Source organism: Streptacidiphilus carbonis (assembly GCF_000787775.1).
In the GTDB taxonomy this organism is placed as follows: domain Bacteria; phylum Actinomycetota; class Actinomycetes; order Streptomycetales; family Streptomycetaceae; genus Streptacidiphilus; species Streptacidiphilus carbonis.
The window spans coordinates 37,409-60,189 of record NZ_BBPM01000009.1; the positions used below are offsets into that span (position 1 = coordinate 37,409).

Consider the following 22,781-nt stretch of genomic DNA (forward strand, 5'->3'; position numbering starts at 1 on the left):
GCTTCGACAGCGACGGCCGCGGGCCGGACACCGCGAAGGGTGTCCGGCCCGCGGCCGTCGATCAGGGCTTGCGCGGGTCGCCGAGGCGCCCCTCGCCGGCCTGCGCGGACCGGTGCGCCTGCCGCGTCCGCGCCATGTGCGCGTGCAGGGCCTCGTCCTCCTGGTAGTCGATCTGCTCGGTGCGGAGGTCCTCGGTGAAGGAGACGTCCTCGGTGACCTCCTCGACCCGCATCCGGACCCGCTCGACCGGGACGGTCTCCTTGCGGACCATGGCGCGCTCCTCGTGCAGCACCACGTCCTGCTCCTGCTCGGTCCAGTCGGGGACGACGCCGTCGGCCTCGGTCGAGCCGGCCACGATGGGGTCGCGCTCGATGCGCACCTCCTCGTGCTTCACCGGGATGGTGCGGGTGACCCGCTCGGTGGTGATCCACTTGTGCAGCTTGGCGTGGCCGACCTCGACGTTCTCGCTGTTGAGCCGCAGCCGCTCCTCGGAGCGGGTCAGGTACTCGCCCACCCCTCCACCGGTGCCGTCGCGCTCGGAGAGCTTCGCGGTCGGGAAACCGCCGTCGGAGCCGAGGCCGTAGTGCCGGTACAGCGCCAGTTCCTCGTCGGCGCTGAGCGGCCGGCCCGCGTCCAGGTCCGGAGCACCGTCCACCTGCGCGCGCCCGTAGGCGAGTTGCACGTCGTCCGCGACCAGGTGGGCACCGCTCATCGGCGCGAGGTGCCCCTTGCCCAACAGTCCGCTCTTGACCAGGATCCACTGCTCGTGCTCCGCCGAGCGGTCCCGGTAGACCTGGCCCGCCTGTCCGATCTTGTTCCCCGCGGCGTCGAGCACCTTGTGCCCGACAACCTGCTGGGGATCGAGGGTCGGAGTTCCCATGACAACCTCCTCCGAGGTGTGCGGTGGTAGGGGGTGAGACCGCCTCCGCCGCATCCGCGCGGCAGCGGATCACTTCTCCACCATGGGTCAGAGGCACACCGCGGGCAAACGCAAGCGCTGACGGCCAACCGGCTGACGGCGGGCGGGGAGCGCACGCACCCCGCCCCGCCTGCCGCCCGGGCATTGACGGCGCCGAGAAGTCGGCTCACCCGTTCGGCCCACAGGGCCGACCGACCGGCCGCCCAGGCGGTCGGTCATTCCTCGGCATATGTCGATCGCTTGACGACCACCCATGGATATGAGCCTTGATCGGCTGCTCAGGGTGTGGCGGGGCGGATCAGGCGGTCGTCGGGGATGACGGCGACGCCGACGATCTCGATCAGGGCTTCGGGCTGCCAGAGGGCGGTGGTGCCGATGCCCGCCATGGCGGGGTAGACCGGACCGGCGAGTTCGCGCCAGGCCCTGCCGATCTCCTTGCCGTGGGCCTGGTAGTCGGGGATGTCGGTCAGGTAGATGGTGATGCTCACCAGGTCCGCAGGGACCCCTCCGGCCGTTGCGAGGGTGGTGAGGACATTGCCGAAGGCCTGCCGGAACTGCTCGACGATGCCGCCCGGGACGATCTTCATGTCCTGGTCGAGGGCCGTCTGGCCGCCCAGGTGGAGGGTGTTGCCGCTGAGCGTTCCGTGGGAGTAGCCGCTGGGCGTGGGCAGGGACGCCGGGTTGATCGGGATGGGTGTGGAGTCGGTCGTCATGCCGCCACGCTAGCAGCTATTGACAGATCTGTGACGGTCGGCGGAATAATGAAATAAGCACTGAGGGACAAGCAGGAAAGAAGAGGGCCGATGCGCTTCGCGACTGTCTCGGGCACGACCGGGACCACCACCGCTGCGGTGCTCGACGGGGAGGGCTGGCGGGCGCTTCCGGCCGCCGACCTGTCGGCGCTGCTGGCCTCCGTGCCGCCGGCGGAGGTGGCCGCGACGGCGGCCCGGGCCGGTGCGGCCGTCGGCGGCGCCGTTCCGGTGCTGCCGCTGCCGGCTCCCGGCAAGGTGATCTGCTGCGGGCTGAACTACGGCGAGCACATCCGGGAGACCGGGCGCGAGCTGCCGGCCCACCCGACGCTGTTCACCAAGTACGCGGACACGCTGGTCGGCCCCGAGGCCGACATCGTGCTGCCCGCCGGACTCGGCCTGCAGGTCGACTGGGAGGCCGAGCTCGCCGTCGTGGTCGGCACGACCCTGCGGCGCGCCGACCGGGCCACCGCACTGGCCGGAATCGCCGGCTACACCGTGGCCAACGACATCTCGGTGCGCGACTGGCAGTACCGGACCCTGGAGTGGTTCCAGGGCAAGGCCTGGGACCGGTCCACCCCGGTCGGCCCGGTCGTGGTGACCCCGGACGAGATCGACCCCGTCGACGGCGTGGAGGTGGTCTGCCGGGTCAACGGCGAAGAGGTGCAGCGCGACAGCACCAGGACCCTGGTCTTCGACCCGGCCGAACTGCTCGCCTACATCTCGACGTTCACCGTGCTGCGCCCCGGCGACCTGGTGCTGACCGGCACGCCCGGCGGTGTGGGCGTGGCCCGCGACCCGCAGCGCTTCCTCGCCGACGGCGATGTCGTGGAGACCGAGATCCCCGGCATCGGCACCCTGCGCAACACCGTGCGCTTCACCGCCTGACCCCGCCGACACCCCGACCCTGCCAACCCTCCGACCCAGACCCCTCCCGAGCGGCGAAGGAGCCACTATGGAGCCCGACTTCAGCAAGTACGTCCTTGAGGGCGACAACTCGGTGTACGCCAACGCGAGCGGCCTGGTGGTGCCGGTGGTCACCCGGGCCGGCGCCGAGCCGGGGAACACCGGCCAGTCCGACGGCGCGGTCCGGATCTCCGGGGTGGGCCCGCAGCACACCCCGGCCAGGCGGATCTGGTTCGGCAAGGTCAGCAACGAGGCCGGCTACCGCTCGGTGCCGCACCACCACGGCGAGGCCGAGACCGGCGGCTATGTGCTGTCCGGCCGGGCCCGGATCTACTTCGGCGAGCGGTTCGCGGACTACATCGACATGGCCGAGGGCGACTGGGTGTTCGTACCGCCCTTCATGCCGCACGTCGAGTGCAACCTGGACCGCAACCACCCGCTGACCTGGATGACGACCCGCACCCCGGAGAACATCGTGGTCAACCTCCCCCAGGTCGCCGACACCGACCTGCGCGACTGGACGGAGCGGAACTGATGACCGAGCCCACCTCCGAGGTGTTCACCGCCGCCGTCACGCTCACCCCCGCCGAGGCCGAGCACTTCGACCTCGCCTTCACCGCCGTCACCCAGCCCTGCCCGTGGCCCAAGGCGTACGGGGGAGACCTGGTGGCCCAGGCCGCGGCGGCCGCGATGCGCTCCGTCGCCGACGGCAAGACCCTGCACTCGATGCACTCCTACTTCATGCGCCCGGCCGACATCGGTGCCGAGGTCCGCTACGAGGTGGAGCTGCTGCGGGACGGCCGCGGCTACTCGACCCGCCAGGTGCGCGGCTACCAGAACGGCAAGCCGGTCTACGTCTGCCTGGCCAACTTCGCCGCCGGGGAGCCGGGCGCCTCCCACAGCGACGCCCCGCCGCACTGGGCGGGTCCCGCGGAGCTCACGCCCCCGGAGAAGCTGCCCAGTTCCGCGGAGTACCTGGCGGACCGCAGCGGCGGGACGATGACCGAGGAGTCCAAGGCGTACTGGTCCGGTGGCCGCGGCTTCGACATGCGTCATCTGCCGGGCCCGGTCTACCTGGCCGTCGAGGGCGAGCGGGTGCCCCACCAGGCGCTCTGGGTCAAGCCGTTCGACACCCTGCGGCCGGTCGACGGGCTCAGCGACAGCCGGCGTGACCTGGCCGCCCTCGCCTATGTGTGCGACTACACCATCCTGGAGCCGCTGCTGCGGGTCCTCGACCTGCCCTGGGCGCGGGAGGGCCTGGTCACCGCCAGCCTGGACCACGCGATGTGGTTCCACCGCGCACCGGCGCCCGGCACGGCCGACGGCTGGCTGCTCTACGCCCAGCAGGCCGTCGCCGCCGACTCGGGCCGCGGCGCCGCGATCGGACGGTTCTTCACCCCGGACGGCGCCCATCTGGCCACCGTCGTCCAGGAAGGGATGATCCGCGACCTGGAGGGGGGCCACTGATGACACAGCGACAGCCGCAGTCAAAGCCGCAGCCACTGGCACTGACTCGTTCCGGACACACCGACACCTTCGCCCGCGACCACCTGCCGCCCGCCGGGCAGTGGCCGGTGCTGGAGTTCAGCACCGAGCAACTCCAGTACCCGGAGCGGCTCAACGCCGCCACCGAGCTGATCGACGTGCCCACGGCGGCCTTCGGCCCGAACCGCCCCGCGCTGCGCACCCCCGACGGCGAGGTCTGGACCTACGGCGAGCTGCAGCGGCGGGTCAACCAGATCGCCCAGGTGCTCACCGAGGACCTGGGCCTGGTGCCCGGCAACCGGGTGCTGCTGCGCTCCCCGAACACCCCCTGGACCGTGGCCGCCTGGCTGGCGACGGTCAAGGCCGGCGGCATCGTGGTCACCACCATGGCCGCGCTGCGGGCCGGCGAACTGGCGCCGGTCGTGGCGAAGACCCGGCCCGTGGTCGCGCTGGTGGACCACCGCTGCCTCGACGACATGGCCGTCCTCACCGACACCGTCGCACCGGACCTGGTGGTCGTGTCCCACGGCGGTGACACGGCCGACGACCTCAGCCGCCGGGTCGAGCTCAAGTCGGGGGAGTTCACCGCGGCCGACACCGCGGCGGACGACGTCGCGCTGTTCGGGCCGACCTCGGGCAGCACCGGCGTCCCGAAGATCACCACCCACTTCCACCGCGACCTGCTGTCGATCGACAACACCTTCGCCCGGAACCTGCTCGGGCTGGTCCCCGACGACCTGGTGGCCTGCACCGCGCCGATCGCCTTCACCTTCGGCCTCGGCATGCTGGTGGTCTTCCCGCTGCGGGCCGGGGCCTGCGCCTTCCTCACCGAGGCGGTGCCGCCGACGCGGCTCGCCGAGCTGGTGGCCGAGCACGGCGTGACGGTCCTGGCGACCGCGCCCACGGCGTACCGGCAGATCCTCACCTCCGGCGGGGTCCGGCAGCTCGCCGGGCTGCGCGCCGCCGTCAGCGCGGGGGAGCACATCTCGCCCGACGTCTGGAACCAGCTGCGCGACCAGCTCGGCCTGCGGGTCATCGACGGGATCGGCGCCACCGAGCTGCTGCACATCTTCATCTCCGCGGCCGGCGACGACATCCGCCCCGGGGCGACCGGACGGCCGGTCCCCGGCTACCGCGCCGCGATCCTGGACCCGGACGGCAAGGAGCTCGGACCCGGCGTCGAGGGCTGGCTCGGGGTGATCGGCCCGGTCGGCTGCCGCTACCTGGACGACGAGCGGCAGGAGAACTACGTCCTCAACGGCTGGAACATCACCAGCGACATCTTCCTCCGGGACGAGGACGGCTACTTCTGGTACCGCTCGCGCAACGACAGCATGATCGTGTCCTCCGGCTACAACATCGCCGGACCCGAGGTCGAGGCGGCGATCGACACCCATCCGGACGTCCTGGAGTCGGCGGTGGTCGCCGCACCCGATCCGGTGCGCGGCTCGGTGGTGTGCGCGTTCGTGGTGCTGCGCGAGGGCGTGGCCGGGGACCCGGCGAAGGCCAAGGAGATCCAGGACCACGTCAAGCGGCAGATCGCGCCGTACAAGTACCCGCGCGTGGTGCGCTTCACCGGTTCGCTGCCGCGCAACACCAGCGGCAAGCTGCAGCACTTCAAGCTCCGTCAGCAAGTGGAGGTACAGCCATGAGGATCGCCATCGCCGGGGGCGGGCCGGGCGGCCTCTACTTCGCCGCCCTGATGGCCCAGTTGGACCCGGCGCACGAGGTCACCGTCTGGGAGCGCAACGCGCCCGACGACACCTTCGGCTTCGGCGTGGTCTTCTCCGACGAGACCCTCGGCGGCATCGACAATGCCGACGAGGTGGTCCACGCCCGGATGGAGCGCGGGTTCGCCCGCTGGACCGACATCGACATCGAGTTCGGCGGCCACCGGTTCAGCGTCGGCGGCCAGGGGTTCGCCGCGATGAGCCGCAAGGAGCTGCTGCGGATCCTGCAGGAGCGGGCCGCCGAGCTCGGCGTCACCGTCCACTACCGGACCGCGGCGCCGGACGTGGACCAGCTGAGGGACCGGTACGACCTGGTGCTCGCCGCCGACGGGCTCAACTCCGCGATCCGGACCAAGCACGCGGACGTCTTCGAGCCGTCGCTGGACCGGCGCCGCAACAAGTACATCTGGCTGGGCACCGACCTGGTCTTCGAGGCCTTCCAGTTCTTCGTCAAGCAGACGGAGTGGGGCACCATGCAGATCCACGGCTACCCGTACTCCGACACCGGTTCGACCTTCATCGTGGAGATGCACGAGGACGTCTGGCGGCGGGCCGGCTTCGACCGGACCGAGGAGCAGGCGCTGCCGCCCGGCGTCTCCGACGAGTACGCGGTCGCCAGGATCGCTGAGATCTTCGCCGCGGAGCTGAAGGGCCATCAGGTCCTCAGTAACAACTCCAAGTGGCTCAACTTCACCACGGTCCGCAATGAGCACTGGTACGACGGCAATGTGGTGCTGCTGGGCGACGCGGCCCACACCGCGCACTTCTCCATCGGCTCGGGCACCAAGCTCGCCATGGAGGACGCCCTGGCGCTGGCCGCCTGCCTGCACGAGCAGCCCACGGTGGCCGAGGCGCTGGCGGCCTACCAGGCCGAGCGCAAGCCGGTGGTGGAGTCGACCCAGCGGGCGGCGCAGGCCTCGCTGGAGTGGTTCGAGAACATCGGCATGTACGCGGACCAGGACCCCGCGCAGTTCGCCTTCAACCTGCTCACCCGCTCGCGCCGGATCACCTTCGAGAACCTGCGCGAGCGCGATCCGGGGTTCGCCGCGCTGATGGAGGCCGAGTTCGCCCGGCAGCAGGGGGTTCCCGCGGAAGCCGCTGCCGCCGGGGGGACCGCCCCGGCGATGTTCCAGCCGGTGCGGATCGGCGCGCTGGAGCTGAAGAACCGCGTCATCGTCTCCCCGATGGACATGTACTGCTCGGTGGACGGCGTCCCCGGCGACTTCCACCTGGTGCACCTGGGCTCCAAGTCACTGGGCGGGGCCGGGCTGGTGATGAGCGAGATGGTCTGCGTGTCGCCCGAGGGCCGGATCACCCCGGGCTGCCCGGGGCTGTGGACCGACGAGCAGGGTGAGGCGTGGCGCCGGGTCACCGACTTCGTGCACCGGAACAGCACCGGGAAGATCGGCCTGCAGCTGGGCCACTCCGGACGCAAGGGCTCGACCAGGCTGATGTGGGAGGGCATGGACCAGCCGCTGGAGACGGGCAACTGGGAGGTGATCGCACCGTCCGCGATCCCCTACGGCAGCGGCTGCCATGTGCCGCGCGAGGCGACCCGGGCCGACCTGGACCAGGTGGTGGCCGACTTCGCTGCCGCGGCGAAGCGCGCGGTGCGCGCCGGGTTCGACCTGGTCGAGGTGCACGCGGCGCACGGCTACCTGCTGTCGTCCTTCCTCTCGCCGGTCGCCAACGAGCGCACCGACGCGTACGGGGGCCCGCTGGAGAACCGGCTGCGGTTCCCGCTGGAGGTCTTCGACGCGGTGCGGCGGGCCGTCCCGGCCGCGATCCCGGTGACCGTCCGGATCTCGGCCACCGACTGGGTGCCGGACGGCAACACCGAGCACGACGCCGTGGAGATCGCCCGGGCCTTCATCGAGCACGGCGCCGCCGCCATCGACGTCTCCTCGGGCCAGGTCACCCAGGAGGAGAAGCCGGCCTTCGGCCGCTCCTACCAGACCCCGTTCGCCGACCGGATCCGGCACCGGGTGGCCGGGCCGGCCGGGGTGCCGGTGATCGCGGTCGGCGCCATCTCCTCCTACGACGACGTGAACTCGATCCTGCTCGCGGGGCGCGCGGACCTGTGCGCGCTGGGCCGCACCCACCTCTACAACCCGCAGTGGACCCTGCAGGCCGCGGCCGAGCAGGAGTACCGGGGGGCGGGGGCGGAGTGGCCGGTGCAGTGGGAGGCCGGCCGCCGCAGGCCGCCGTCCGCCCGCACCGACAAGGTGCCGCCGCGGCTGTCGCTGCTGCGGGAAGGGACCGGGGGAGCGGTGCACCAGCGCTGGACGCCTGTTCGGCATACTGCCTGAGATGAACGAGACCAAGGCCGACCGGCCTCCCGCGGCTGCGACCGCCTCCCGGACCGTGCTGGTGAGCTTCCTCGGTGCCACGGTGCGCAAGATGGGCAACTGGATGCCGATCGCGGGAACGGTGGCGCTGCTGGCCCAGTCAGGCCTGGACACCTCCAGCGTCCGCACGGCGGTGTTCCGGCTGAAGAAGCGCGGCTGGCTGGAGTCGGAGACCCGCGCGGGCATGCGCGGCTACTCGCTGACGCCGGCCGCGCTGGACGCCCTCGCCGTCGGCGACGAGGTGATCTGGCACGCCCGGCAGCCGGCAGACCTCGGCGACGGCTGGTGCCTGGTGAACTTCTCGGTGCCCGAGTCCGCCCGGGCGATGCGGCACCAGCTGACCGCGCACCTGACCTCGCTCGGCTTCGGCAACATCGGCTCGGCGGTGTGGATCGCCCCCGCCAGGATGCTCCCGGCCGCCCAGCGTGCCATCGCCGAGCTGGACCTGACCCGGTACTGCGCCGTCTTCGTAGGCGACTACGCGGCCGGGCAGGAGCTCACCACCATGGTCCGCAACGGCTGGGACCTGGACGGGATCGACCGCCGCTACCGGGAGTTCATCGAGGACTACCGCGACGAGGCCGACCGGCTGGCCGGCTCCGACGTGATCGGCGGGCAGCACGCCTTCACCACCTACCTCGCGGTGATCGACCGCTGGCGCAAGCTCCCGTTCCGCGACCCGGGCCTGCCGAGTGAGGTGCTCACCGCAGACTGGAGCGGCCCGGCCGCCGTCCAGCTCTTCGAACGCCTGGTCACCATGCTGGAGGGCCGGGCCCTGGCCCACGCCGCCCCGTACTGGTCGGCGCAGCCGTAGGCGGGTCAGCCTTTGACGGCGCCGGCGAGCATGCCGCTGATGAAGTGGCGCTGGAAGCAGAGGTAGACCAGGACGACCGGGGCGATCACGATCAGGGTCGCGGCGGCCAGCATGGGCACGTTGATGCTGTGGGCGCCGACGAAGAAGCCGAGGCCGGCCGGGGCGGTGCGCTCGGCGGGGTCCTGGATCAGGACCAGCGCCAGCAGGAACTGGTTCCAGCCCCACAGGAAGTACAGCAGCCCCAGCGTGGTGATCGCGGGCCGGGTGCAGGGGACGAGCACCCGCCACAGCACGGTCCAGCTGTCGGCCCCGTCGAGCGCGGCGGCTTCGAGGAGTTCGGCGGGAAGGGCCAGGAACTGCCGACGCATCCAGAACGCGCCGAACGGCATGAACAGTCCGACCAGGGCGAGGACCATCGCCAGTGGACTGTCCGTCAGGCCGAACGCGCGCAGGTCGTAGTAGAGCGGGACGACCGCGGCCTCGTAGGGCAGCGTCAGTCCCAGCAACAGGAACCCGAACAGGGCCCCGCGGCCGCGGAACTCCATGGTCGCGAAGGCGTATCCGGCCAGGACCGCGCACAGCAGTGACAGCGGGACCACGCCGAGCACGACCACGGCGCTGTTGCGCAGCAGGCCGGCGAAGCCGGCGCCGGACCAGGCAGCGCCGAAGGTGGCCAGGGTCGGGTGCTCGGGCCAGGCCAGTCCGGAGACCACGGTGCCGGACGGGTTGAGCGCCGCCAGCACCAGCCCGGCGAACGGCAGCAGTACGGCGAGGGCGAAGGCGGCCATGACGACGGGTCCGGACAGGGACGGGGCCCGGTGGCGGCGGCCGTGCGGAGCGGTGCTGCCGGGGGTCGCCGGGGGGACGGTGGGGGCAGGTGCGGTGGTGGTGGCGGTGCCGGTCAGGTGTCCTCCCGCAGCAGTCGGCCGATGGCCAGGACCAGCAGGCAGATGAGCGTGCTCAGGACTACGGCCAGCGCGCAGGCGGCGCCGACCTGTCCGTCGGTGAAGGCGAGGCGGTAGATGAGCACGCCCGGCACGGTGGTCGAGGTGCCGGGGCCGCCGGCGGTGGTGACGTAGACGATGTCGAAGCCGGCGAGTGCGGCGATCACGGTGACGGTCAGTGCGACGCGGATTTCGGCCCGTAGGCCGGGCAGGGTGACGGCGGCGAACTCGCGGAACGGTCCTGCGCCGTCCAGGCGGACGGCTTCGTAGAGGCTGGTGTCGATCCGCTGGATTCCCGACTGGAACAGGACCAGGGCCAGTCCGGTCATCACCCAGGTGCCGACGACGCCCACGGCGGCGTAGGCCCAGGTGAAGTCGCCGAGCCAGGCGCGGGTCAGCGAGCCGAGGCCGATGGCGCGCAGCGCCTGGTTGACGGTGCCGTCCGGCCCGTACATCCAGCGCCACATCACGCCGACCGCCACCAGCGGGACGATCTGGGGCAGGAACAGGACGGCGCGGGTGAGCGGGTAGCGGCGGCCGCCGCGGCCGCCGACGACCGCGGCCAGCAGCAGGCCGAAGGCGATCGGCAGCAGGGAGAAGAAGAGGACGAAGCCGAGTGCGTGCTCCAGAGCGGCGAGCATGGCGGAATCGGTGAGGACCCGGCGGTAGTTGCCCAGCCCGTTCCAGGTGCCGATGGTGACGCCGTCCCAGGTGTAGAGCGAGATCCAGACGGTGTGCAGCCACGGCAGTGCGACGAACGCGGTGTAGACCGCCAGCGCGGGGGCCAGGTAGAGGTAGGCGACGGGGCGGCGCCGCGCTGCCGGTGCGCGGCTCATCCGTGCTCCCTGGCCCAGTCGGCCTGCAGCGCGGTCAGGAACTGGGCCGGGCTGGACCTGCCGCCGATCAGCTGCTGGCCGGCCGCGGTGAGGGTGTCGTTCATGGTGGGCGTGGCGTTGTTGAAGAACGGCACCAGGCCGTTGCCGCGGTCGACCCTCCGCCAGGCGGCGGCGACGTCGGCGAGCACGCTGCCGCTCGGCGCGGTGACCTGGTCGGCGTGGGCCACCGGCATGAACCCGGTGTCGAACTCCAACTGCGCGGCCTGTGCGCTGCCCATGAAGTCCAGGAAGGCGGCGGCCAGGTCGGGGTGTTCGGCCCGGGTCGGGATGGCATAGGCGATCGAGGTGCCGATGCCGGTCGCGGGCGACGAGGCGCTCGGCCCCGGCAGCGGGATGAACCCGGCGCGGCCCGGCATGGTCCGGTCGATGACGGCCGCGTCCCAACTTCCGTCGAACAGGAACAGGCTCCGGCCCTCGGCGAAGGCCGCCACCGAGCCCGGCAGGTCGGTGCCGTTGGCGCCGGCGGGGAGGTAGCCCTTCCTGGCCCAGTCGGACAGGGCCCGGGCGCCGGCGGTGCCGCCGGGGGCCTCGATGGTGGCGCCGGGGATGCCGTAGGCCCAGCGGCTGGCCGTTCGGGCGCCGCCCACCGAGTCGGTGACGGACTGGAACACCAAGGAGGCGTGGCCCTGCAGGTTGCCGAGCTGGACCGGGGTCTTCCCGGCCGCCTTGGCCTTGGCGAGGTCGGCCTCGAACGCGGCGAAGGTGGTCGGGGCGGTGATACCGAGCCCGGCCGCCACCGCCTTGTCGTAGTAGACGCCGACGACCGAGAAACCGGCCGGAGCCGCCCACAGGTGGCCGGTGCCCAGCCGGACGCCGGTGTCGTCGGCCCGCCACTGTGCCAGCTCGGTGCCGGGGTAGGACCGGTCCCAGCCGTAGGCGGTCGCGCAGGGGTCCAGGCTGCGGACCAGGTCGGCCCTGACCGTGGTCCCGAGCATGTTGAGCAGGGCCAGGTCGGGGGCGTGGTCCGAGGACAGGGTGAGGTTCAGGCTCTTGTTGTAGTCGTCCACGGCCGTGTACCGGAAGTCGACCGCCACGCCGGGGTGCAGCTTCTCGAATGCCGCGGCCAGCGCCCTGGTGGTGCCCGAGTTCTCCGAGCTCACCACGGTCAGGGTCGCCCTGCCGGCCGGGACCGTGGTGGACACGGCCCAGCCCGGCACCGCGTGCACCTGGGTGAGCGCGCCGGGCGCGAGGACGCCGCATGAGGTCATTCCGGTCGCGGACAGGACGGCGGCCATGGCGACGGCTGCGGCGGCAGGCAGAGCGGGTCCGGAGGGTCTGCGCACGGTGCGGGGGCTCCTCGGCGGGTCGGGCACAGGAGGTTTTCACTGAGTTGTCACGTGGTCGAGTGTCAGGTACCAGCATGGCCGCCCACCGTCGAACTGCGCCGCACCGACGCGGAGCGTTGTGCGGCATGATGGCCGGATGGAGCTGGAGCCGTACCGGGGCGAGTTGCTGGGGTTCTGCTACCGGATGCTGGGGTCCTTCCACGAGGCCGAGGACCTGGTGCAGGAGACGCTGCTGCGGGCATGGAAGGCCCGCGACCGGTACGACCCGGCGCGCGCGTCGGTACGGACCTGGCTGTACCGGATCGCGACCAATGCCTGCCTGACCGCCCTGGAGGCGCGTCGGCGGCGCCCGCTGCCGTCCGGGCTGGGGGCACCCAGCGAGGATCCGGCGGCGCCGCTCGTCCCGGCCCTGGACGTCCCCTGGCTGGAGCCGTTCCCCGACGCGCGGTTCGACACGGCGGTGCGGGCCGACCTGCGGCTCGCGTGGGTGGCTGCGGTGCAGCTGCTTCCGGCGCGGCAGCGCGCCGTACTGGTGCTGCGCGAGGTGCTGGAGTTCTCGGCCGCCGAGGTCGCCGGGCAGTTGGGTACCTCGGCCGCGGCGGTCAACAGCGCTCTGCAGCGTGCCCGCACCAGGCTCGCCGACGCGGGCGACGCCGAGGGTTTCCGTGAACCGGGCGATCCGGAGGTGCGCGCGGTGGTGCAGAAGTACCTGCGCGCCTTCGAGGCGGCCGATGTGCCCGCACTGGTGCGGCTGCTGGCCGACGACGCGGTGCTGGAGATGCCGCCGGTCCCGCTGTGGTACCGCGGCAGCCGGGCCTACGGCCTGTTCATGGACCGGGTGTTCGCGATGCGCGGACCCGGCTGGCGGATGCGGGAGCTCACGGCCAACGGGCAGCCCGCGCTCGCCGCGTACGCCCCGCGGCCCGCGGGCGGGCACTGGCTGCACACCCTGCAGGTCCTCACCGTCAGCGGCGGCCGGGTGAGCTGCAACGTGGTGTTCGCCGACCCGCGGGTACTTGCCGCCTTCGGCCTGCCGCAGGAGATTCCGCCCGCGGTCACAGGTTGATAACGTCCCGTCAGGCGTGCAGCGGCCGCGCCGTCCTCGTCGTCCGGTCCGGGTGCAGGGATACCCGAGGACTGGGGAGGAACGGGGGATGAGGGTGGATGAGAGCCGATGAGGCCGAGGAGTTCGCCGCGTTCGTGCGGGCGCGCTCGGCGTCGCTCCACCGCACCGCGCTGCTGCTGACCGGCGGCAGGCACGCCGCCGACGACCTGGTGCAGGGGGCGCTAGAACGCGCCTGCCGGCACTGGTCCAAGGCCCGCCGCGCGGACTCGCCGGAGGCGTATGTACGGCGGATCCTGGTGAACCTGGCCAACGACCGATGGCGCGGCCTGCGCCGCCGACCGGTCGAGGTCCCGCTGGCCGAGGACCGGCCCTCGGGGGAGGACCCGTACGGCCGGGTCGCCGAGCGCGACCAGTTGATGCGCAGGCTGCACGCCCTGCCGATCCAGATGCGGACGGTGCTGGTGCTGCGCTACTTCGACGACATGCCCGACGAGGGCATCGCGGACCTGCTGGGCGTCACGCCCTCCACGGTCCGCTCCCAGGCCTCCCGTGCGCTGGCGAAGCTCCGCGCCCCGGTCGGCCGCACCGACCCCGGACAGGGAGCCGACCATGCCCGAATCTGACGCGTTCGAAAGGGAGTTGAGCCTCGCCATGGCCGAATACGCCGACAGCGTGCCCGCTCCCGTCTACCACCCGGGGGACTTCCTGGCCGCGCCGCGCCGGGCCCGGGCCCGCTGGGCGCTGGCGGCCGTCGCCGCCGGTGTCGTCGCGTCCGGGGCGGTGCTGCTGGCCGGCGGTGGCGGCGGCCGGGGCAGCGGCCCTGCGGTCACCCCGACGCCGAGCAGCACGGCGGCGCCCTCGGCGAGCCCGACACCGAAGGCGACACCCGCGCCGTCGACGTCGAGCGGCGCGGCGGCCACCGATCCCTACACGGCCCGCACACTCGCCGCCCGGGCCCTGGTGGTCGCCGCCGAGCAGCAGGAGCACGCCGCGCTGCGCGGCCGGGTCCCGCTGCCCGCGGTGGAGGCGCTGTTCAGCAGCCACGCCGCGTTCACGGCCGGATGGGGCAGCGGGGGCCTGGGGGTGACCTGCGGTCAGGTCGCGGACGGGGCCGCGGGGGTGGACCCGAGCGCGATCCAGCTGTACCGCGGGGCCTCGCTCCTCGGTGGGGTCGTCACAGTGACGTTCGACCCGGCCACCGCCCGGATCACCGGCGTCAGCTGCGGGTCGGGCCAAGGGGGCTACAGCGACAAGACCCTCTCCGGCTATCTCGGCAACCTGGTCCAGGGCCGTACCGCGGCGGCCGGCCAGTGGCTCGCCGCCGGCCAGAAGGGGCTGAGTGCCTGCCGCTCGACGGCCCCGACCATCTGGTACGCCGACGACCCGGCCTCGGGCACGCTGACCTCCGGCTGGAAGGTCGTGGTGGACGGCGGCGCACCGCTGGAGATCGGCGAGAACGACCACAGCAAGATCTTCGACATCACCTGTGCGGCCCCGTAGTCGGCGAACCGGTCCTCACCGCTGCGACACCGACCGGCCGGCGTCCGCCCGCGGGGGGCCTCCGAGCAGTGCGTCGGCCAGGGTGCGCAGGGCCGCGGCGAGGCGTTCGCCCTCGCCGGCCACCGGATCCTGGACGACCGGGCACAGGGTCGGATCCTCCTGCTGCCGTGACTCAGGCATTCACCTGCGGGCGCAGCAGGTCGTCCAGGCCGATGCGCCGGTAGAACGCGCTGCGGACCAGGTCGCCGACCCGGTTGACGGTCTCGGCGCCGTCGTCGGCGGGGTCGATGTGCACCCGGAAGGGGCGCTGCCCCTTGGGGGTGTCGACGACGCGAACGATGGCGGCGGCCACTTCGGACGGGTCGGCGTCCGGCGGGGTGATCTCCGCGAGACGGGCGGCGACCTGCTCCGAAAGCCCCGCGTAGTGGGACTCGTAGGCCTGGACGACGTCCTGGTCGGCGGCGCGTCCGGAGTGGGCGAAGTGGTTGGTGCCGGAGGTGAACGCGCCGGGGACGACGATCGTGGTGTCGATGCCGAACCGGGCGACCTCGGCCGCGTAGCTCACCGCGAGGGAGTCCATGGCGGCCTTCGCGGCGAAGTAGGGGCCGAGGTAGGGCGGGGTGCCGCCGCGGGTGCTGGTGGAGCCGACCCACAACATCAGGCCGTCGCCCTGCCGGCGCAGATGGGGCAGGACGGCGCGGTTGACCCGCTGGGTCGAGGCGGCGTTCACGTCGAAGACCTCGTGCAGCTGCTCCGGCGTGAACGCCTCCAGCGGGCCCAGGACCATGTGGCCGGCGTTGTGCACGACCACGTCGATGCGGCCCGATTCGGCGACGACCGCGGCGATCGCGGCGTCCACCGAGTCCTGGTCGCCGACGTCGAGTTCGACGCTCCGCAGGTCCACTCCATTGTCGGCGGCGTAGCGGGCGGCGTCGGCCACGGCGGGGCGGTTGCGGTCGGCGGTCTGCCGGATCCCGGCGTAGACGTGGTGGCCCGCGTCGGCCAGCGCGCGGACGGTCATGGCTCCGAACCCGCTGGAGGCTCCGGTGACGAGAACTATCTTGGACATGCTGATCACATTCCTTTCGGGCTGGGGAGGAAGGGGCGTCGACCCGGGGTCAGATCACGCCGCCGTTGGCGTACAGGACCTGGCCGTTGACCCAGCGGGCCGGGCCGGCCAGGAAGGAGACGACCTCGGCGATGTCGTCCGGGGCACCCAGGCGCTCCAGCGGCGACATCCTGGCCAGCTGTTCGACGGCGGCCTCCGGCTTGCCGTCGAGGAACAGCGCGGTCGCAGTCGGGCCGGGTGCGACGGCGTTGACGGTGATGTCTCGTCCGCGCAGTTCCCTGGCGAGGATCAGCGTCATCGCGTCGACGGCGCCCTTGGTGGCGGCGTAGGCGGTGTAGGTCGGCAGCGCGATCTTCGTCACCGAGCTGGAGAAGTTGACGATCGCCCCACCGGGGCGGAGCCGGCGGGCGGCCTGCTGTCCCACCACGAAGGTGCCGCGCACATTGATGCGGTGCATGCGGTCGAAGTCGGCCAGGTCGAGCTCGGCCAGCGGGGCGAGCAGCATGATCCCGGCGGCGTGCACGACGACGTCCACGCCGCCGAAGTGCTGCTCGGCCGCGTCGAAGAGCGCGGCGACATCGGCCTCGTCTGCGACGTCCGCCTTGACGGCGACGGCGGCGCCGCCGGCCGCCTCGATGGCCCGGACGGCCTCCTCGGCAGGCACCGGATTGCCCGCGTAGGAGACGACGACGGCCATGCCGTCGGCGGCGAGGCGTTCGGCCGCGACCCGGCCGATGCCGCCCGAGCCGCCGGTGACGACGGCGACCCGCGGGGCCGGGGCGGAGCCGGCGGTGGAGCTGGAGCCGGACGGAGAACTGGAGGTGACGGTCATGACGGGACTCCTCTGGGCTGGTCGCCCATTCACTTAATGGACGCTGCGTCCATATTAACCACATGTAGACGCTGCGTCCATATAAGCTGGTGAAGTCGCATCGATCCGACCGGAGGAGACCCCACAGTGACCACAGCACCACCATCGGGAACGAGCGGCGCGGACCCGCAGGAGTCGACGCCGCGGCCGGCGCCGGTACGGCGCGGCCGCGGCCGGCGCCCCGCGGACGAGGTGCGGCACGACATCCTGTCCGCGGCGGGCACGCTGCTGCTCAGCGAAGGGATGGCGACCTTCACGATCGAGCGGGTGGCGGCCACCGCGGGCGTCAGCAAGATGTCGATCTACAAGTGGTGGCCCTCGAAGGGGGCCCTCGCCCTGGACGGCTACTTCGCAGCGGTCGAGAACACCCTGGCCTTCCCCGACACCGGCGACATCGAGGCGGACCTGCTCACCCAGTTGCGCGCCTTCGTCCACCTCACCGCGGACACGCCGGCCGGCCGGGTCGTCGCCGAACTGATCGGCCAGTCCCAGACCGACCCGGACCTCGCCGCCGCCTTCCGCGAGCACTACTCGGGACCTCGACGGCGCCTGGCCGTCGAGGTCATGCAGCGCGCTCAGCTCCGCGGCCAGCTGCGCCCCGACGTCGACCCGCGCATCGTCGTCGACCAGCTCTGGGGCGCCTGCTACCACCGGCTGCTGATACCGGACGAGCCGATCACCGAGGAGTTCGCGGCCGGTCTGGTCGCCAACCTGATGCGCGGCCTGCGCCCGTGACCGGAGGACCGCTCAAGCACGCGTCGGTCGGTCGGCGCCGACTGATCGTCAGTACCGACTGATCGTCACCCGGCTGATGTCGACGGGGAGTGTGGGGAAGCCGTCGCCGGCGCCGTTCTGGTCGTCCTCGCCGGCGGCGGCGATCTTCTGCAGGGCGGCCAAGCCGCCCGTCACGCGGCCGAACGGGGTGTAGAGCGGCGGGAGCTTGGTGTCCTTCCAGACGAAGAAGAACTGGCTGCCGTTGGTGTTCGGACCGGCGTTGGCCATGGCCACGGTGCCGGCGGGGTAGGTGGCGCCGGTCAGGTTCTCGTCGTTGAACGAGTAGCCGGGGCCTCCGCTGCCGGTGCCGGTGGGGTCGCCGCACTGGAGCACGTAGATGCCCTTGGTGGTGAGCCGGTGGCAGTGGGTGCGGCTGTAGTAGTCGTGGGTGGCCAGGAATCGGAACGAGAAGGTGGTGCACGGCGCCTGGGCGGTCAGCGCCTGGAAGGTGACCCGGCCCTGGCTGGTGTGCAGCGTGGCCTGGTAGGGCTGTGCGGCCTTGGCGGCGTCGAAGACGGGGATGCCCTTGAAGCGATCGGCCGGGACAGCCGCGACGAAGCCGCAACCCGAGGGCGCGGGCGACGAAACCGGGGCGGCGGCGGCAGCGGCCGGTCGGCCGGTCGAGGCCCGCGCGTTCGTTCCCGGTCCGACGCCCTGGGCCTGCGCGGCTCCGGTCAGGCCCAGCACCAGGGAGGCCGCGGCGGCGAGCAGTACCCATTGCCTGTGCATCATGGAAGAACCTCCGGTCGTTGCGGCGGCCGGACGGGGGAGCCGCGACTGTGCGCACCAGTCCCCACCGCCCCGCCCGCACGCGTTGTCATGACCCCGGTGATTCCCCGGCCGGTAGCGATTCATGCCGTCCGGCACCAGGCGGCGTTCGGTGAACCACCGTCAACTGCCGTGTCGGCACCACGTCGTACGGTCACCCAGGACCCAGGTGACCGCCCCTCTATGCTGGCGGTCGTGCAGGTACTGGGCATGAGCACGGAGGACGAGATGGTCGCCTGCTTTCTGAGCGGCGAACTGTCCAGCCGGAGGTTCGGGCAGAACCTCCGGCGCCGCCTGGCGGCGACCGGACAGGCCGAGCGGTTGCTGACGCATCCGGACCTCTCCGAAGCCGGAGCGAACCTTGCACGCCGCCGTCTGCTCGCTGACACACGCGGGTACGGCGAGAACCGCGACCTGTTCGAGAACTTCCCCGCTCGCGTCAGATGGAGCAGGGCAGTGCTCTCCGCCGACGAGGCGGCCGGTGTGCGCTACGTCGACTATTCCTACTGGGTCGAACTGTCGGGCGGCAGCCGCCGGCCGAACGACGCGGCCGCACGCATCAAGGCGGGGGTGCGGGCGTTCGACGTGCCCAATGAACCGTTCGTCGACGCCGCCCGCGCGCTGCTCGGCGGCGAGCGGTTCCCTGCGCTCATCCTCGTCGGCGAGAACCGGGACGACCTGGTCTGCCTCGAAGGCCACCTGCGCCTGACCGCCTACGCCCTCGTCGGCTTCCCGGTCGACGTCGAGTGCCTGATCGGCACCGCGCCGACCATGGGACGGTGGGCGCGGTAGTCCGGTCGCACAGGGAGTCCCAACCGCCGTTGGGCGTTCACCGCGACTGTGGGCCGCACCTCACGCCGAGGCGCGGCCCACGGCGGATTCAACAGGCTGCGACTACGACGCCGAGTGAGCGGTCGGCGTCCCGGGCTGAGCCGAGCCGGAGCGGCCGAGTCTGCGCAGCGCCAGGAGGCCGCCGATGCCGGGGATCACCGCGACGGCTTTGGTGGTGGTCGTGGCCTGTTTGAGGCGCCAGGTGGAGACGGTGACGAAGAGGTAGGCGCAGCCGTGGGTGGGGCCCATCAGGGCGGCGGCGGTTTGGAGGTGGACGGTGGCGAGGTTGGCCAACAGGACGGCCAGTGAGACGAGTTCGACCTGTGCTGCGATACGCAGGGGGCGGAGGTGCACGGTCATGCTCCTGTGGTGGAACCGGGGCGGATGATCATCAGGACGGTGACCGTGGCCCACAGCAGGTTGAAGACGCCGGTGAGCATCGCCAGTCGGGCGGAGGCTGGTGGGCCGGAGTCGCGCTCGGGGCGGCGGCCGGGGCCGGGCCCGGGCCCGGGCCCGGGAGCAGGGCCGGGGGGTTGGGCCTGAGCCTCGGTGAGGGCTGCGTCCTGGACGGGAAGGATCAGCAGCGCCAGGAGGGCGGCGGCCGCGGCGGTCAGCAGGATCGAGGTGATCAGCCAAGGGCTGCCGAGGACGCCGAGGCTGCTGGCAGTGGCGAAACCGAAGACGGGCACGGCGATGCCGAGGGCCGCGTAGAGGCGGCAGATCCGGTGCAGGGTCTTCAGCGTGGCCAGGGCTTCGAGGTCGCCGGGGTCGTCGTCGGTGCGGCGCAGGGCGGCGGGGAACATGCTGGCGGCGATGGTGACGGGGCCGATGGCCAGGAGTGCGGCCAGGACGTGCAGCGACAGGAGGAGTTTCGTCACGGCCGCTTTCCCCTGGTCGGTGTGACGGTGCGTCGGCGGCCGGTGACCCTGGAGGCAGGCAGGCGGCCGGCCTTGGGGGTGGCCTGTCTCCAGGTGAGGTGGCCGCCGTTGAGAGCGATGTCGCTGAGTGCGATGTCGTGGAATGGGACCTCCCGGCCGCCGGAGGCGGTGCCGCCGGCGTAGAGCACTTCATGGGGCGCGACGGCGCCGAGCGGGTCGAGGCCGTCGAACGGGACGATCTGGGCGTGCATGGGGGAGTCCTCGGGGGTTCGGCCGACCCGGTCGGCGCCGGCTGCACCCCGACGCTAACCGGCCGCCACCACACCTCCCAGTGGCATTAGTGACAGCTTCCAACGGAAAAGTGCCATCCCTAGCCATGCACCCCTGAGCTGCGAAGACAGCGGATCCGCCGACTCAGATGGCGGGACGCTCGCCCGGCGGGAGGGTATCTTCGCGTCATGCACACCGTCGCAGTCCTCGCGCTGGACCAGGTGATCCCGTTCGACCTGTCCACGCCGATCGAGGTCTTCACCCGCACCCGCCTCCCGGACGGCCGCCCCGGCTACCAGATCCGGGTATGCGCCGAGCAGCCGCAGATCGAGGCCGGAGCGTTCGCCCTGCGCGCGCCGTGGGGGCTGGAAGGCCTGAAGGGTGCGGACACGATCATCGTTCCGGGTACGACCGTCCCCGCCGCCCCCCTCACGGCTCCGGTCCGCGACGCCCTGCGGGCCGCCGCCCGGGACGGCACGCGGATCGCCTCCATCTGCACCGGAACCTTCCCCCTGGCCGCCACCGGACTTCTGGACGGCCTGCGGGTGACCACCCACTGGATCGCCGCCGACCTCCTCGCCGCCGCCTACCCGGACATCGAGGTCGACCCGGATGTCCTGTACGTCGACAACGGCCAGATCCTCACCTCGGCGGGTGCCGCCGCCGGCCTGGACCTGTGCCTGCACATGATCCGCAAGGACTACGGCTCGGCCGTCGCCGCCCACGCGGCCCGACTGTCCGTCATGCCCCTGGAACGCGAGGGCGGACAGGCGCAGTTCATCGTCCACGACTACGCGCCCACCCCGCAGGGCGGCACCCTCGAGCCCCTCCTCGCCTGGCTCCAGGACAACCTCGCCAGCGACCTCACCCTGGCCGACGTCGCCGCCCACGCCGGAACCAGCACCCGGACGCTGATCCGCCGTTTTCGCGAGCAGACCGGCACCACCCCGCTCCAGTGGCTCCACCGCGCCCGCATCCGCCAGGCCCAGCACCTCCTGGAGTCCACCCACCACACCGTCGAACGCATCGGCGCCCAGGTCGGCTTCAGCTCACCCACTGCCTTCCGTGACCGCTTCAAGAAGACGACCGGCGTCAGCCCCCACAGCTACCGCCGAGCCTTCAGCTGACGTCCAGGACCGAGCCCGTCCTCCCGTCAGGAGCCCGTCGCGCATTCTCGGTCTCCCGGGCAGGTGCGACGGTCTTCGTCGAGGCGGCTATGGCCGTTTCCCGTACAAACCCAGACAGCCCGCCTCGCCCACCGGGACCTGGGACGGCACCGCGAGGCGTACACCGACAGCCACGCAGCACTGGCTCTGTACCGGACCGTGAACGACCGCCGGAGCCAGGCACTGGTTCTCGCCAACCTCGCCGAATACCAGCTCCACGACGGCGACATCCCTCTCGCCCTGGACCTCTACGGCCAGGAGTTGGAGATGGGCCGGCTACTCAGCGACGCCCGCCTCCAAGGCCAAGCCCACGAGGGCATCGGCGACGCCCACGCCGCCGCGGGCCGTAGTGATGCCGCGCACGAAGCCTGGACGGAACCCCTCCTGCAATTCGACCGGATCGACCACCCCCAAGCCACCGTCCTGCGCCGGCGCCTCGATTCACCCTCCGTCGAGGACACCGGCCCAGCCGAAGCCGATGCCGGAGCTGATGCCGGAGCCGAAGCCGGAGCTGATTCCGGAGCCGCACATCGCCGATGAGACCGAGAACAGCTGATGCACGGTCATACGTGATTCGTTCGGGATGTGGCCGATCCCCTGTGCCGGGGTGCTGTCCCGCGAGGGAGCAAGGACTCAGCGGGCGGGAACCGGCTCGGACGACGAAGTCTGCCACTCCCGCCTGAGGAGCCCGTAGACCCACGAGTCGGAGACCTCGCCGTTCACGACGCAGTCTTCCCGCAACGTCCCCTCGCGTACGAAGCCGAGCTTCTCCAGCACGCGGGCAGAGGCCGCGTTGCGGGTATCGGCCTCAGCCTGGACGCGATTGAGGTCCAGCGTGTCGAACGCCCACCCCAGCAGAGCGCGCGCGGCCTCCGTCGCGTAGCCCTGGCCCCACGCCGCGTCGCCGTAGCAGTAGCCCAGCGACGCGCTGCGGTAGTCCGGATTCCACCCGTTCAGGGTGCACCACCCGATGAACGCCCCGTCGGAGACACGATCCACGGCCAACCGCGCCCCGGTGCCCTCCTGCGCCATCTGCTCGCAGGCCGCAATGAACTTCTCGGCGCGCGCACGCTCGCTCCACGGCGGCGAGTCCCAGTAGCGCAGCACGTAGGCGCTGCTGTGCAGTGCGAAGAGGTCGTCCGCATCAGCGTCGCCGAAGGCACGCAGTCGAAGACGAGCGGTGTGCAGCGTGGGGGTGGGCAGTGACATTCGAGTTCCGTCCCGTGATCGGTGGCCGATCAATCAGACATCCGATGCCGTTCACGCGCAACGGGATTTCTCGGCGCGCGGGTTCAGGCAACTGCGGCAGCCTGCCGTCAGAGGCCGAAGGTGACGGTCACCGGGGCGGTGGGACCAGCGGGGCCACCAGCGGCGCATCGAAGTCTTCCGGTCGAGTGAGGAGTTGGGGGTGGGGGAGTGCGATCACCCGGAGGTGCCAGGCGGGTTGTCCTGCCAGCCCGCGGAGCGCCAGTGCTGGGGGTTGGCCGGGCGGGGGGACCGTCCGTGGGGGC

The 22,781-nt window shown here is 72.0% G+C and carries 25 protein-coding genes and 1 pseudogene; 12 read left to right on the plus strand and 14 right to left on the minus strand.

From position 1 onward, the window contains the following. Positions 1-61: 61 nt before the first annotated feature. Together TR46_RS09365 and TR46_RS09370 are read right to left on the minus strand one after the other, a co-directional pair. Entirely contained in the window at positions 62-880 is an 819-nt protein-coding gene (locus TR46_RS09365; protein ID WP_052432660.1) for a YsnF/AvaK domain-containing protein, read from the minus strand. Positions 881-1,197: 317 nt separating this feature from the next. Continuing rightward, entirely contained in the window at positions 1,198-1,632 is a 435-nt protein-coding gene (locus tag TR46_RS09370; protein ID WP_042396707.1) for a RidA family protein, read from the minus strand. Positions 1,633-1,722: 90 nt separating this feature from the next. On the opposite strand from TR46_RS09370, the gene TR46_RS09375 reads away from it, so the two are divergent. The 6 genes from TR46_RS09375 to TR46_RS09400 all read left to right on the plus strand — a co-directional run bounded on the left by TR46_RS09375 (position 1,723) and on the right by TR46_RS09400 (position 8,951). Next, on the plus strand, positions 1,723-2,556 hold the full coding sequence (locus tag TR46_RS09375; protein WP_042396710.1) for a fumarylacetoacetate hydrolase family protein: 834 nt from the start codon (positions 1,723-1,725) through the stop codon (positions 2,554-2,556). A gap of 67 nt (positions 2,557-2,623) precedes the next feature. Beyond that, positions 2,624-3,109: a cupin domain-containing protein gene (locus TR46_RS09380; protein ID WP_042396712.1), complete on the plus strand. Its 486-nt coding sequence runs from the start codon at positions 2,624-2,626 to the stop codon at positions 3,107-3,109. Beyond that, complete coding sequence (locus TR46_RS09385; RefSeq protein WP_042396717.1) at positions 3,109-4,041, plus strand: acyl-CoA thioesterase; 933 nt, start codon at positions 3,109-3,111, stop codon at positions 4,039-4,041. The genes TR46_RS09380 and TR46_RS09385 overlap by 1 nt, the downstream gene beginning before the upstream one ends. Continuing rightward, complete coding sequence (locus tag TR46_RS09390) at positions 4,041-5,711, plus strand: AMP-binding protein (RefSeq protein WP_042396720.1); 1,671 nt, start codon at positions 4,041-4,043, stop codon at positions 5,709-5,711. Before TR46_RS09385 ends, TR46_RS09390 begins: the two co-directional genes overlap by 1 nt. Further along, positions 5,708-8,098, plus strand: a complete 2,391-nt coding sequence (locus TR46_RS09395) for a bifunctional salicylyl-CoA 5-hydroxylase/oxidoreductase (RefSeq protein WP_042396722.1) — start codon at positions 5,708-5,710, stop codon at positions 8,096-8,098. Before TR46_RS09390 ends, TR46_RS09395 begins: the two co-directional genes overlap by 4 nt. A 1-nt stretch (position 8,099) precedes the next feature. Then, positions 8,100-8,951, plus strand: coding sequence for a PaaX family transcriptional regulator (locus tag TR46_RS09400; protein ID WP_236655269.1), 852 nt, complete (start codon positions 8,100-8,102; stop codon positions 8,949-8,951). A 5-nt stretch (positions 8,952-8,956) separates the two neighbouring features. Here TR46_RS09400 and TR46_RS09405 read toward each other — a convergent pair whose 3' ends face one another. The 3 genes from TR46_RS09405 to TR46_RS09415 form a co-directional block, all read right to left on the minus strand. Beyond that, positions 8,957-9,739 carry a carbohydrate ABC transporter permease gene (locus TR46_RS09405; protein WP_042396724.1) on the minus strand — a complete coding sequence of 261 codons (783 nt, stop codon included), beginning with the start codon at positions 9,737-9,739 and terminating at the stop codon, positions 8,957-8,959. Positions 9,740-9,852: 113 nt separating this feature from the next. Further along, on the minus strand, positions 9,853-10,731 hold the full coding sequence (locus TR46_RS09410; protein ID WP_042396729.1) for a carbohydrate ABC transporter permease: 879 nt from the start codon (positions 10,729-10,731) through the stop codon (positions 9,853-9,855). Then, on the minus strand, positions 10,728-12,074 hold the full coding sequence (locus tag TR46_RS09415; RefSeq protein ID WP_152626375.1) for an ABC transporter substrate-binding protein: 1,347 nt from the start codon (positions 12,072-12,074) through the stop codon (positions 10,728-10,730). Before TR46_RS09415 ends, TR46_RS09410 begins: the two co-directional genes overlap by 4 nt. Before the next feature lie 100 nt (positions 12,075-12,174). On the opposite strand from TR46_RS09415, the pseudogene TR46_RS09420 reads away from it, so the two are divergent. The 3 genes and pseudogenes from TR46_RS09420 to TR46_RS37775 all read left to right on the plus strand — a co-directional run. Then, positions 12,175-13,143 (plus strand): annotated as a pseudogene (locus TR46_RS09420) (sigma-70 family RNA polymerase sigma factor); the annotation flags it as partial. A gap of 98 nt (positions 13,144-13,241) precedes the next feature. Beyond that, complete coding sequence (locus TR46_RS09425; protein ID WP_042396737.1) at positions 13,242-13,766, plus strand: SigE family RNA polymerase sigma factor; 525 nt, start codon at positions 13,242-13,244, stop codon at positions 13,764-13,766. After that, a complete protein-coding gene (locus TR46_RS37775; RefSeq protein WP_152626376.1) occupies positions 13,753-14,643 on the plus strand; it encodes a hypothetical protein in 891 nt (296 codons plus the stop codon). The genes TR46_RS09425 and TR46_RS37775 overlap by 14 nt, the downstream gene beginning before the upstream one ends. A 15-nt stretch (positions 14,644-14,658) precedes the next feature. Here the strand turns inward: TR46_RS37775 and TR46_RS42180 are convergent, their stop codons facing one another. Genes TR46_RS42180 through TR46_RS09440 form a run of 3 tightly spaced genes read right to left on the minus strand, consistent with a single transcriptional unit; the run spans position 14,659 to position 16,544 of the window. Then, the gene (locus tag TR46_RS42180; protein WP_161790105.1) at positions 14,659-14,823 is read right to left on the minus strand and encodes a hypothetical protein; all 165 of its coding nucleotides are present in this window, start codon (positions 14,821-14,823) and stop codon (positions 14,659-14,661) included. Then, positions 14,816-15,712 carry an SDR family oxidoreductase gene (locus TR46_RS09435; RefSeq protein ID WP_042396741.1) on the minus strand — a complete coding sequence of 299 codons (897 nt, stop codon included), beginning with the start codon at positions 15,710-15,712 and terminating at the stop codon, positions 14,816-14,818. Before TR46_RS09435 ends, TR46_RS42180 begins: the two co-directional genes overlap by 8 nt. A 49-nt stretch (positions 15,713-15,761) precedes the next feature. Then, on the minus strand, positions 15,762-16,544 hold the full coding sequence (locus TR46_RS09440; protein WP_084718170.1) for an SDR family oxidoreductase: 783 nt from the start codon (positions 16,542-16,544) through the stop codon (positions 15,762-15,764). A 126-nt stretch (positions 16,545-16,670) separates the two neighbouring features. On the opposite strand from TR46_RS09440, the gene TR46_RS09445 reads away from it, so the two are divergent. Beyond that, positions 16,671-17,318 (plus strand): TetR/AcrR family transcriptional regulator, encoded by a 648-nt coding sequence (locus tag TR46_RS09445; protein ID WP_152626377.1) that lies wholly within the window; start codon positions 16,671-16,673, stop codon positions 17,316-17,318. A gap of 48 nt (positions 17,319-17,366) precedes the next feature. On the opposite strand, the gene TR46_RS09450 is transcribed toward TR46_RS09445, so the two are convergent. Next, on the minus strand, positions 17,367-18,089 hold the full coding sequence (locus tag TR46_RS09450; RefSeq protein WP_042396747.1) for a peptidylprolyl isomerase: 723 nt from the start codon (positions 18,087-18,089) through the stop codon (positions 17,367-17,369). 246 nt (positions 18,090-18,335) lie between these two features. On the opposite strand from TR46_RS09450, the gene TR46_RS09455 reads away from it, so the two are divergent. Next, on the plus strand, positions 18,336-18,917 hold the full coding sequence (locus TR46_RS09455) for a hypothetical protein (protein WP_236655270.1): 582 nt from the start codon (positions 18,336-18,338) through the stop codon (positions 18,915-18,917). A 102-nt stretch (positions 18,918-19,019) separates the two neighbouring features. On the opposite strand, the gene TR46_RS09460 is transcribed toward TR46_RS09455, so the two are convergent. Genes TR46_RS09460 through TR46_RS45540 form a run of 3 tightly spaced genes read right to left on the minus strand, consistent with a single transcriptional unit; the run spans position 19,020 to position 20,085 of the window. Then, positions 19,020-19,316, minus strand: coding sequence for a hypothetical protein (locus tag TR46_RS09460; protein ID WP_042396751.1), 297 nt, complete (start codon positions 19,314-19,316; stop codon positions 19,020-19,022). Further along, a complete protein-coding gene (locus TR46_RS09465; RefSeq protein WP_042396754.1) occupies positions 19,313-19,834 on the minus strand; it encodes a membrane protein in 522 nt (173 codons plus the stop codon). The genes TR46_RS09460 and TR46_RS09465 overlap by 4 nt, the downstream gene beginning before the upstream one ends. Then, the gene (locus tag TR46_RS45540; RefSeq protein ID WP_042396759.1) at positions 19,831-20,085 is read right to left on the minus strand and encodes a hypothetical protein; all 255 of its coding nucleotides are present in this window, start codon (positions 20,083-20,085) and stop codon (positions 19,831-19,833) included. The genes TR46_RS09465 and TR46_RS45540 overlap by 4 nt, the downstream gene beginning before the upstream one ends. 207 nt (positions 20,086-20,292) lie before the next feature. Here TR46_RS45540 and TR46_RS09475 point away from each other — a divergent pair, with 207 nt between their 5' ends. After that, on the plus strand, positions 20,293-21,231 hold the full coding sequence (locus tag TR46_RS09475; RefSeq protein ID WP_042396770.1) for a GlxA family transcriptional regulator: 939 nt from the start codon (positions 20,293-20,295) through the stop codon (positions 21,229-21,231). Positions 21,232-21,711: 480 nt separating this feature from the next. On the opposite strand, the gene TR46_RS45010 is transcribed toward TR46_RS09475, so the two are convergent. Then, positions 21,712-21,837, minus strand: a complete 126-nt coding sequence (locus TR46_RS45010) for a hypothetical protein (RefSeq protein WP_269084249.1) — start codon at positions 21,835-21,837, stop codon at positions 21,712-21,714. 66 nt (positions 21,838-21,903) lie between these two features. Further along, positions 21,904-22,479: a GNAT family N-acetyltransferase gene (locus TR46_RS09480; protein WP_042396773.1), complete on the minus strand. Its 576-nt coding sequence runs from the start codon at positions 22,477-22,479 to the stop codon at positions 21,904-21,906. Positions 22,480-22,781 lie beyond the last annotated feature (302 nt).

What these genes read in the sequence shown, in the direction of transcription:
- TR46_RS09365 (WP_052432660.1), bottom strand. Translation starts at nt 880, where the DNA reads ATGGGAACTCCGACCCTCGATCCCCAGCAGGTTGTCGGGCACAAGGTG.
- TR46_RS09390 (WP_042396720.1), top strand. Translation starts at nt 4,041, where the DNA reads ATGACACAGCGACAGCCGCAGTCAAAGCCGCAGCCACTGGCACTGACT.
- TR46_RS37775 (WP_152626376.1), top strand. Translation starts at nt 13,753, where the DNA reads ATGCCCGAATCTGACGCGTTCGAAAGGGAGTTGAGCCTCGCCATGGCC.
- TR46_RS09455 (WP_236655270.1), top strand. Translation starts at nt 18,336, where the DNA reads ATGAGCACGGAGGACGAGATGGTCGCCTGCTTTCTGAGCGGCGAACTG.
- TR46_RS09375 (WP_042396710.1), top strand. Translation starts at nt 1,723, where the DNA reads ATGCGCTTCGCGACTGTCTCGGGCACGACCGGGACCACCACCGCTGCG.
- TR46_RS09370 (WP_042396707.1), bottom strand. Translation starts at nt 1,632, where the DNA reads ATGACGACCGACTCCACACCCATCCCGATCAACCCGGCGTCCCTGCCC.
- TR46_RS09480 (WP_042396773.1), bottom strand. Translation starts at nt 22,479, where the DNA reads ATGTCACTGCCCACCCCCACGCTGCACACCGCTCGTCTTCGACTGCGT.
- TR46_RS42180 (WP_161790105.1), bottom strand. Translation starts at nt 14,823, where the DNA reads ATGCCTGAGTCACGGCAGCAGGAGGATCCGACCCTGTGCCCGGTCGTC.
- TR46_RS09440 (WP_084718170.1), bottom strand. Translation starts at nt 16,544, where the DNA reads ATGACCGTCACCTCCAGTTCTCCGTCCGGCTCCAGCTCCACCGCCGGC.
- TR46_RS09460 (WP_042396751.1), bottom strand. Translation starts at nt 19,316, where the DNA reads ATGACCGTGCACCTCCGCCCCCTGCGTATCGCAGCACAGGTCGAACTC.
- TR46_RS45540 (WP_042396759.1), bottom strand. Translation starts at nt 20,085, where the DNA reads ATGCACGCCCAGATCGTCCCGTTCGACGGCCTCGACCCGCTCGGCGCC.
- TR46_RS09405 (WP_042396724.1), bottom strand. Translation starts at nt 9,739, where the DNA reads ATGGCCGCCTTCGCCCTCGCCGTACTGCTGCCGTTCGCCGGGCTGGTG.
- TR46_RS09475 (WP_042396770.1), top strand. Translation starts at nt 20,293, where the DNA reads ATGCACACCGTCGCAGTCCTCGCGCTGGACCAGGTGATCCCGTTCGAC.
- TR46_RS09380 (WP_042396712.1), top strand. Translation starts at nt 2,624, where the DNA reads ATGGAGCCCGACTTCAGCAAGTACGTCCTTGAGGGCGACAACTCGGTG.
- TR46_RS09385 (WP_042396717.1), top strand. Translation starts at nt 3,109, where the DNA reads ATGACCGAGCCCACCTCCGAGGTGTTCACCGCCGCCGTCACGCTCACC.
- TR46_RS09435 (WP_042396741.1), bottom strand. Translation starts at nt 15,712, where the DNA reads ATGTCCAAGATAGTTCTCGTCACCGGAGCCTCCAGCGGGTTCGGAGCC.
- TR46_RS09450 (WP_042396747.1), bottom strand. Translation starts at nt 18,089, where the DNA reads ATGATGCACAGGCAATGGGTACTGCTCGCCGCCGCGGCCTCCCTGGTG.
- TR46_RS09410 (WP_042396729.1), bottom strand. Translation starts at nt 10,731, where the DNA reads ATGAGCCGCGCACCGGCAGCGCGGCGCCGCCCCGTCGCCTACCTCTAC.
- TR46_RS09400 (WP_236655269.1), top strand. Translation starts at nt 8,100, where the DNA reads ATGAACGAGACCAAGGCCGACCGGCCTCCCGCGGCTGCGACCGCCTCC.
- TR46_RS45010 (WP_269084249.1), bottom strand. Translation starts at nt 21,837, where the DNA reads ATGACCGTGCATCAGCTGTTCTCGGTCTCATCGGCGATGTGCGGCTCC.
- TR46_RS09395 (WP_042396722.1), top strand. Translation starts at nt 5,708, where the DNA reads ATGAGGATCGCCATCGCCGGGGGCGGGCCGGGCGGCCTCTACTTCGCC.
- TR46_RS09425 (WP_042396737.1), top strand. Translation starts at nt 13,242, where the DNA reads ATGAGAGCCGATGAGGCCGAGGAGTTCGCCGCGTTCGTGCGGGCGCGC.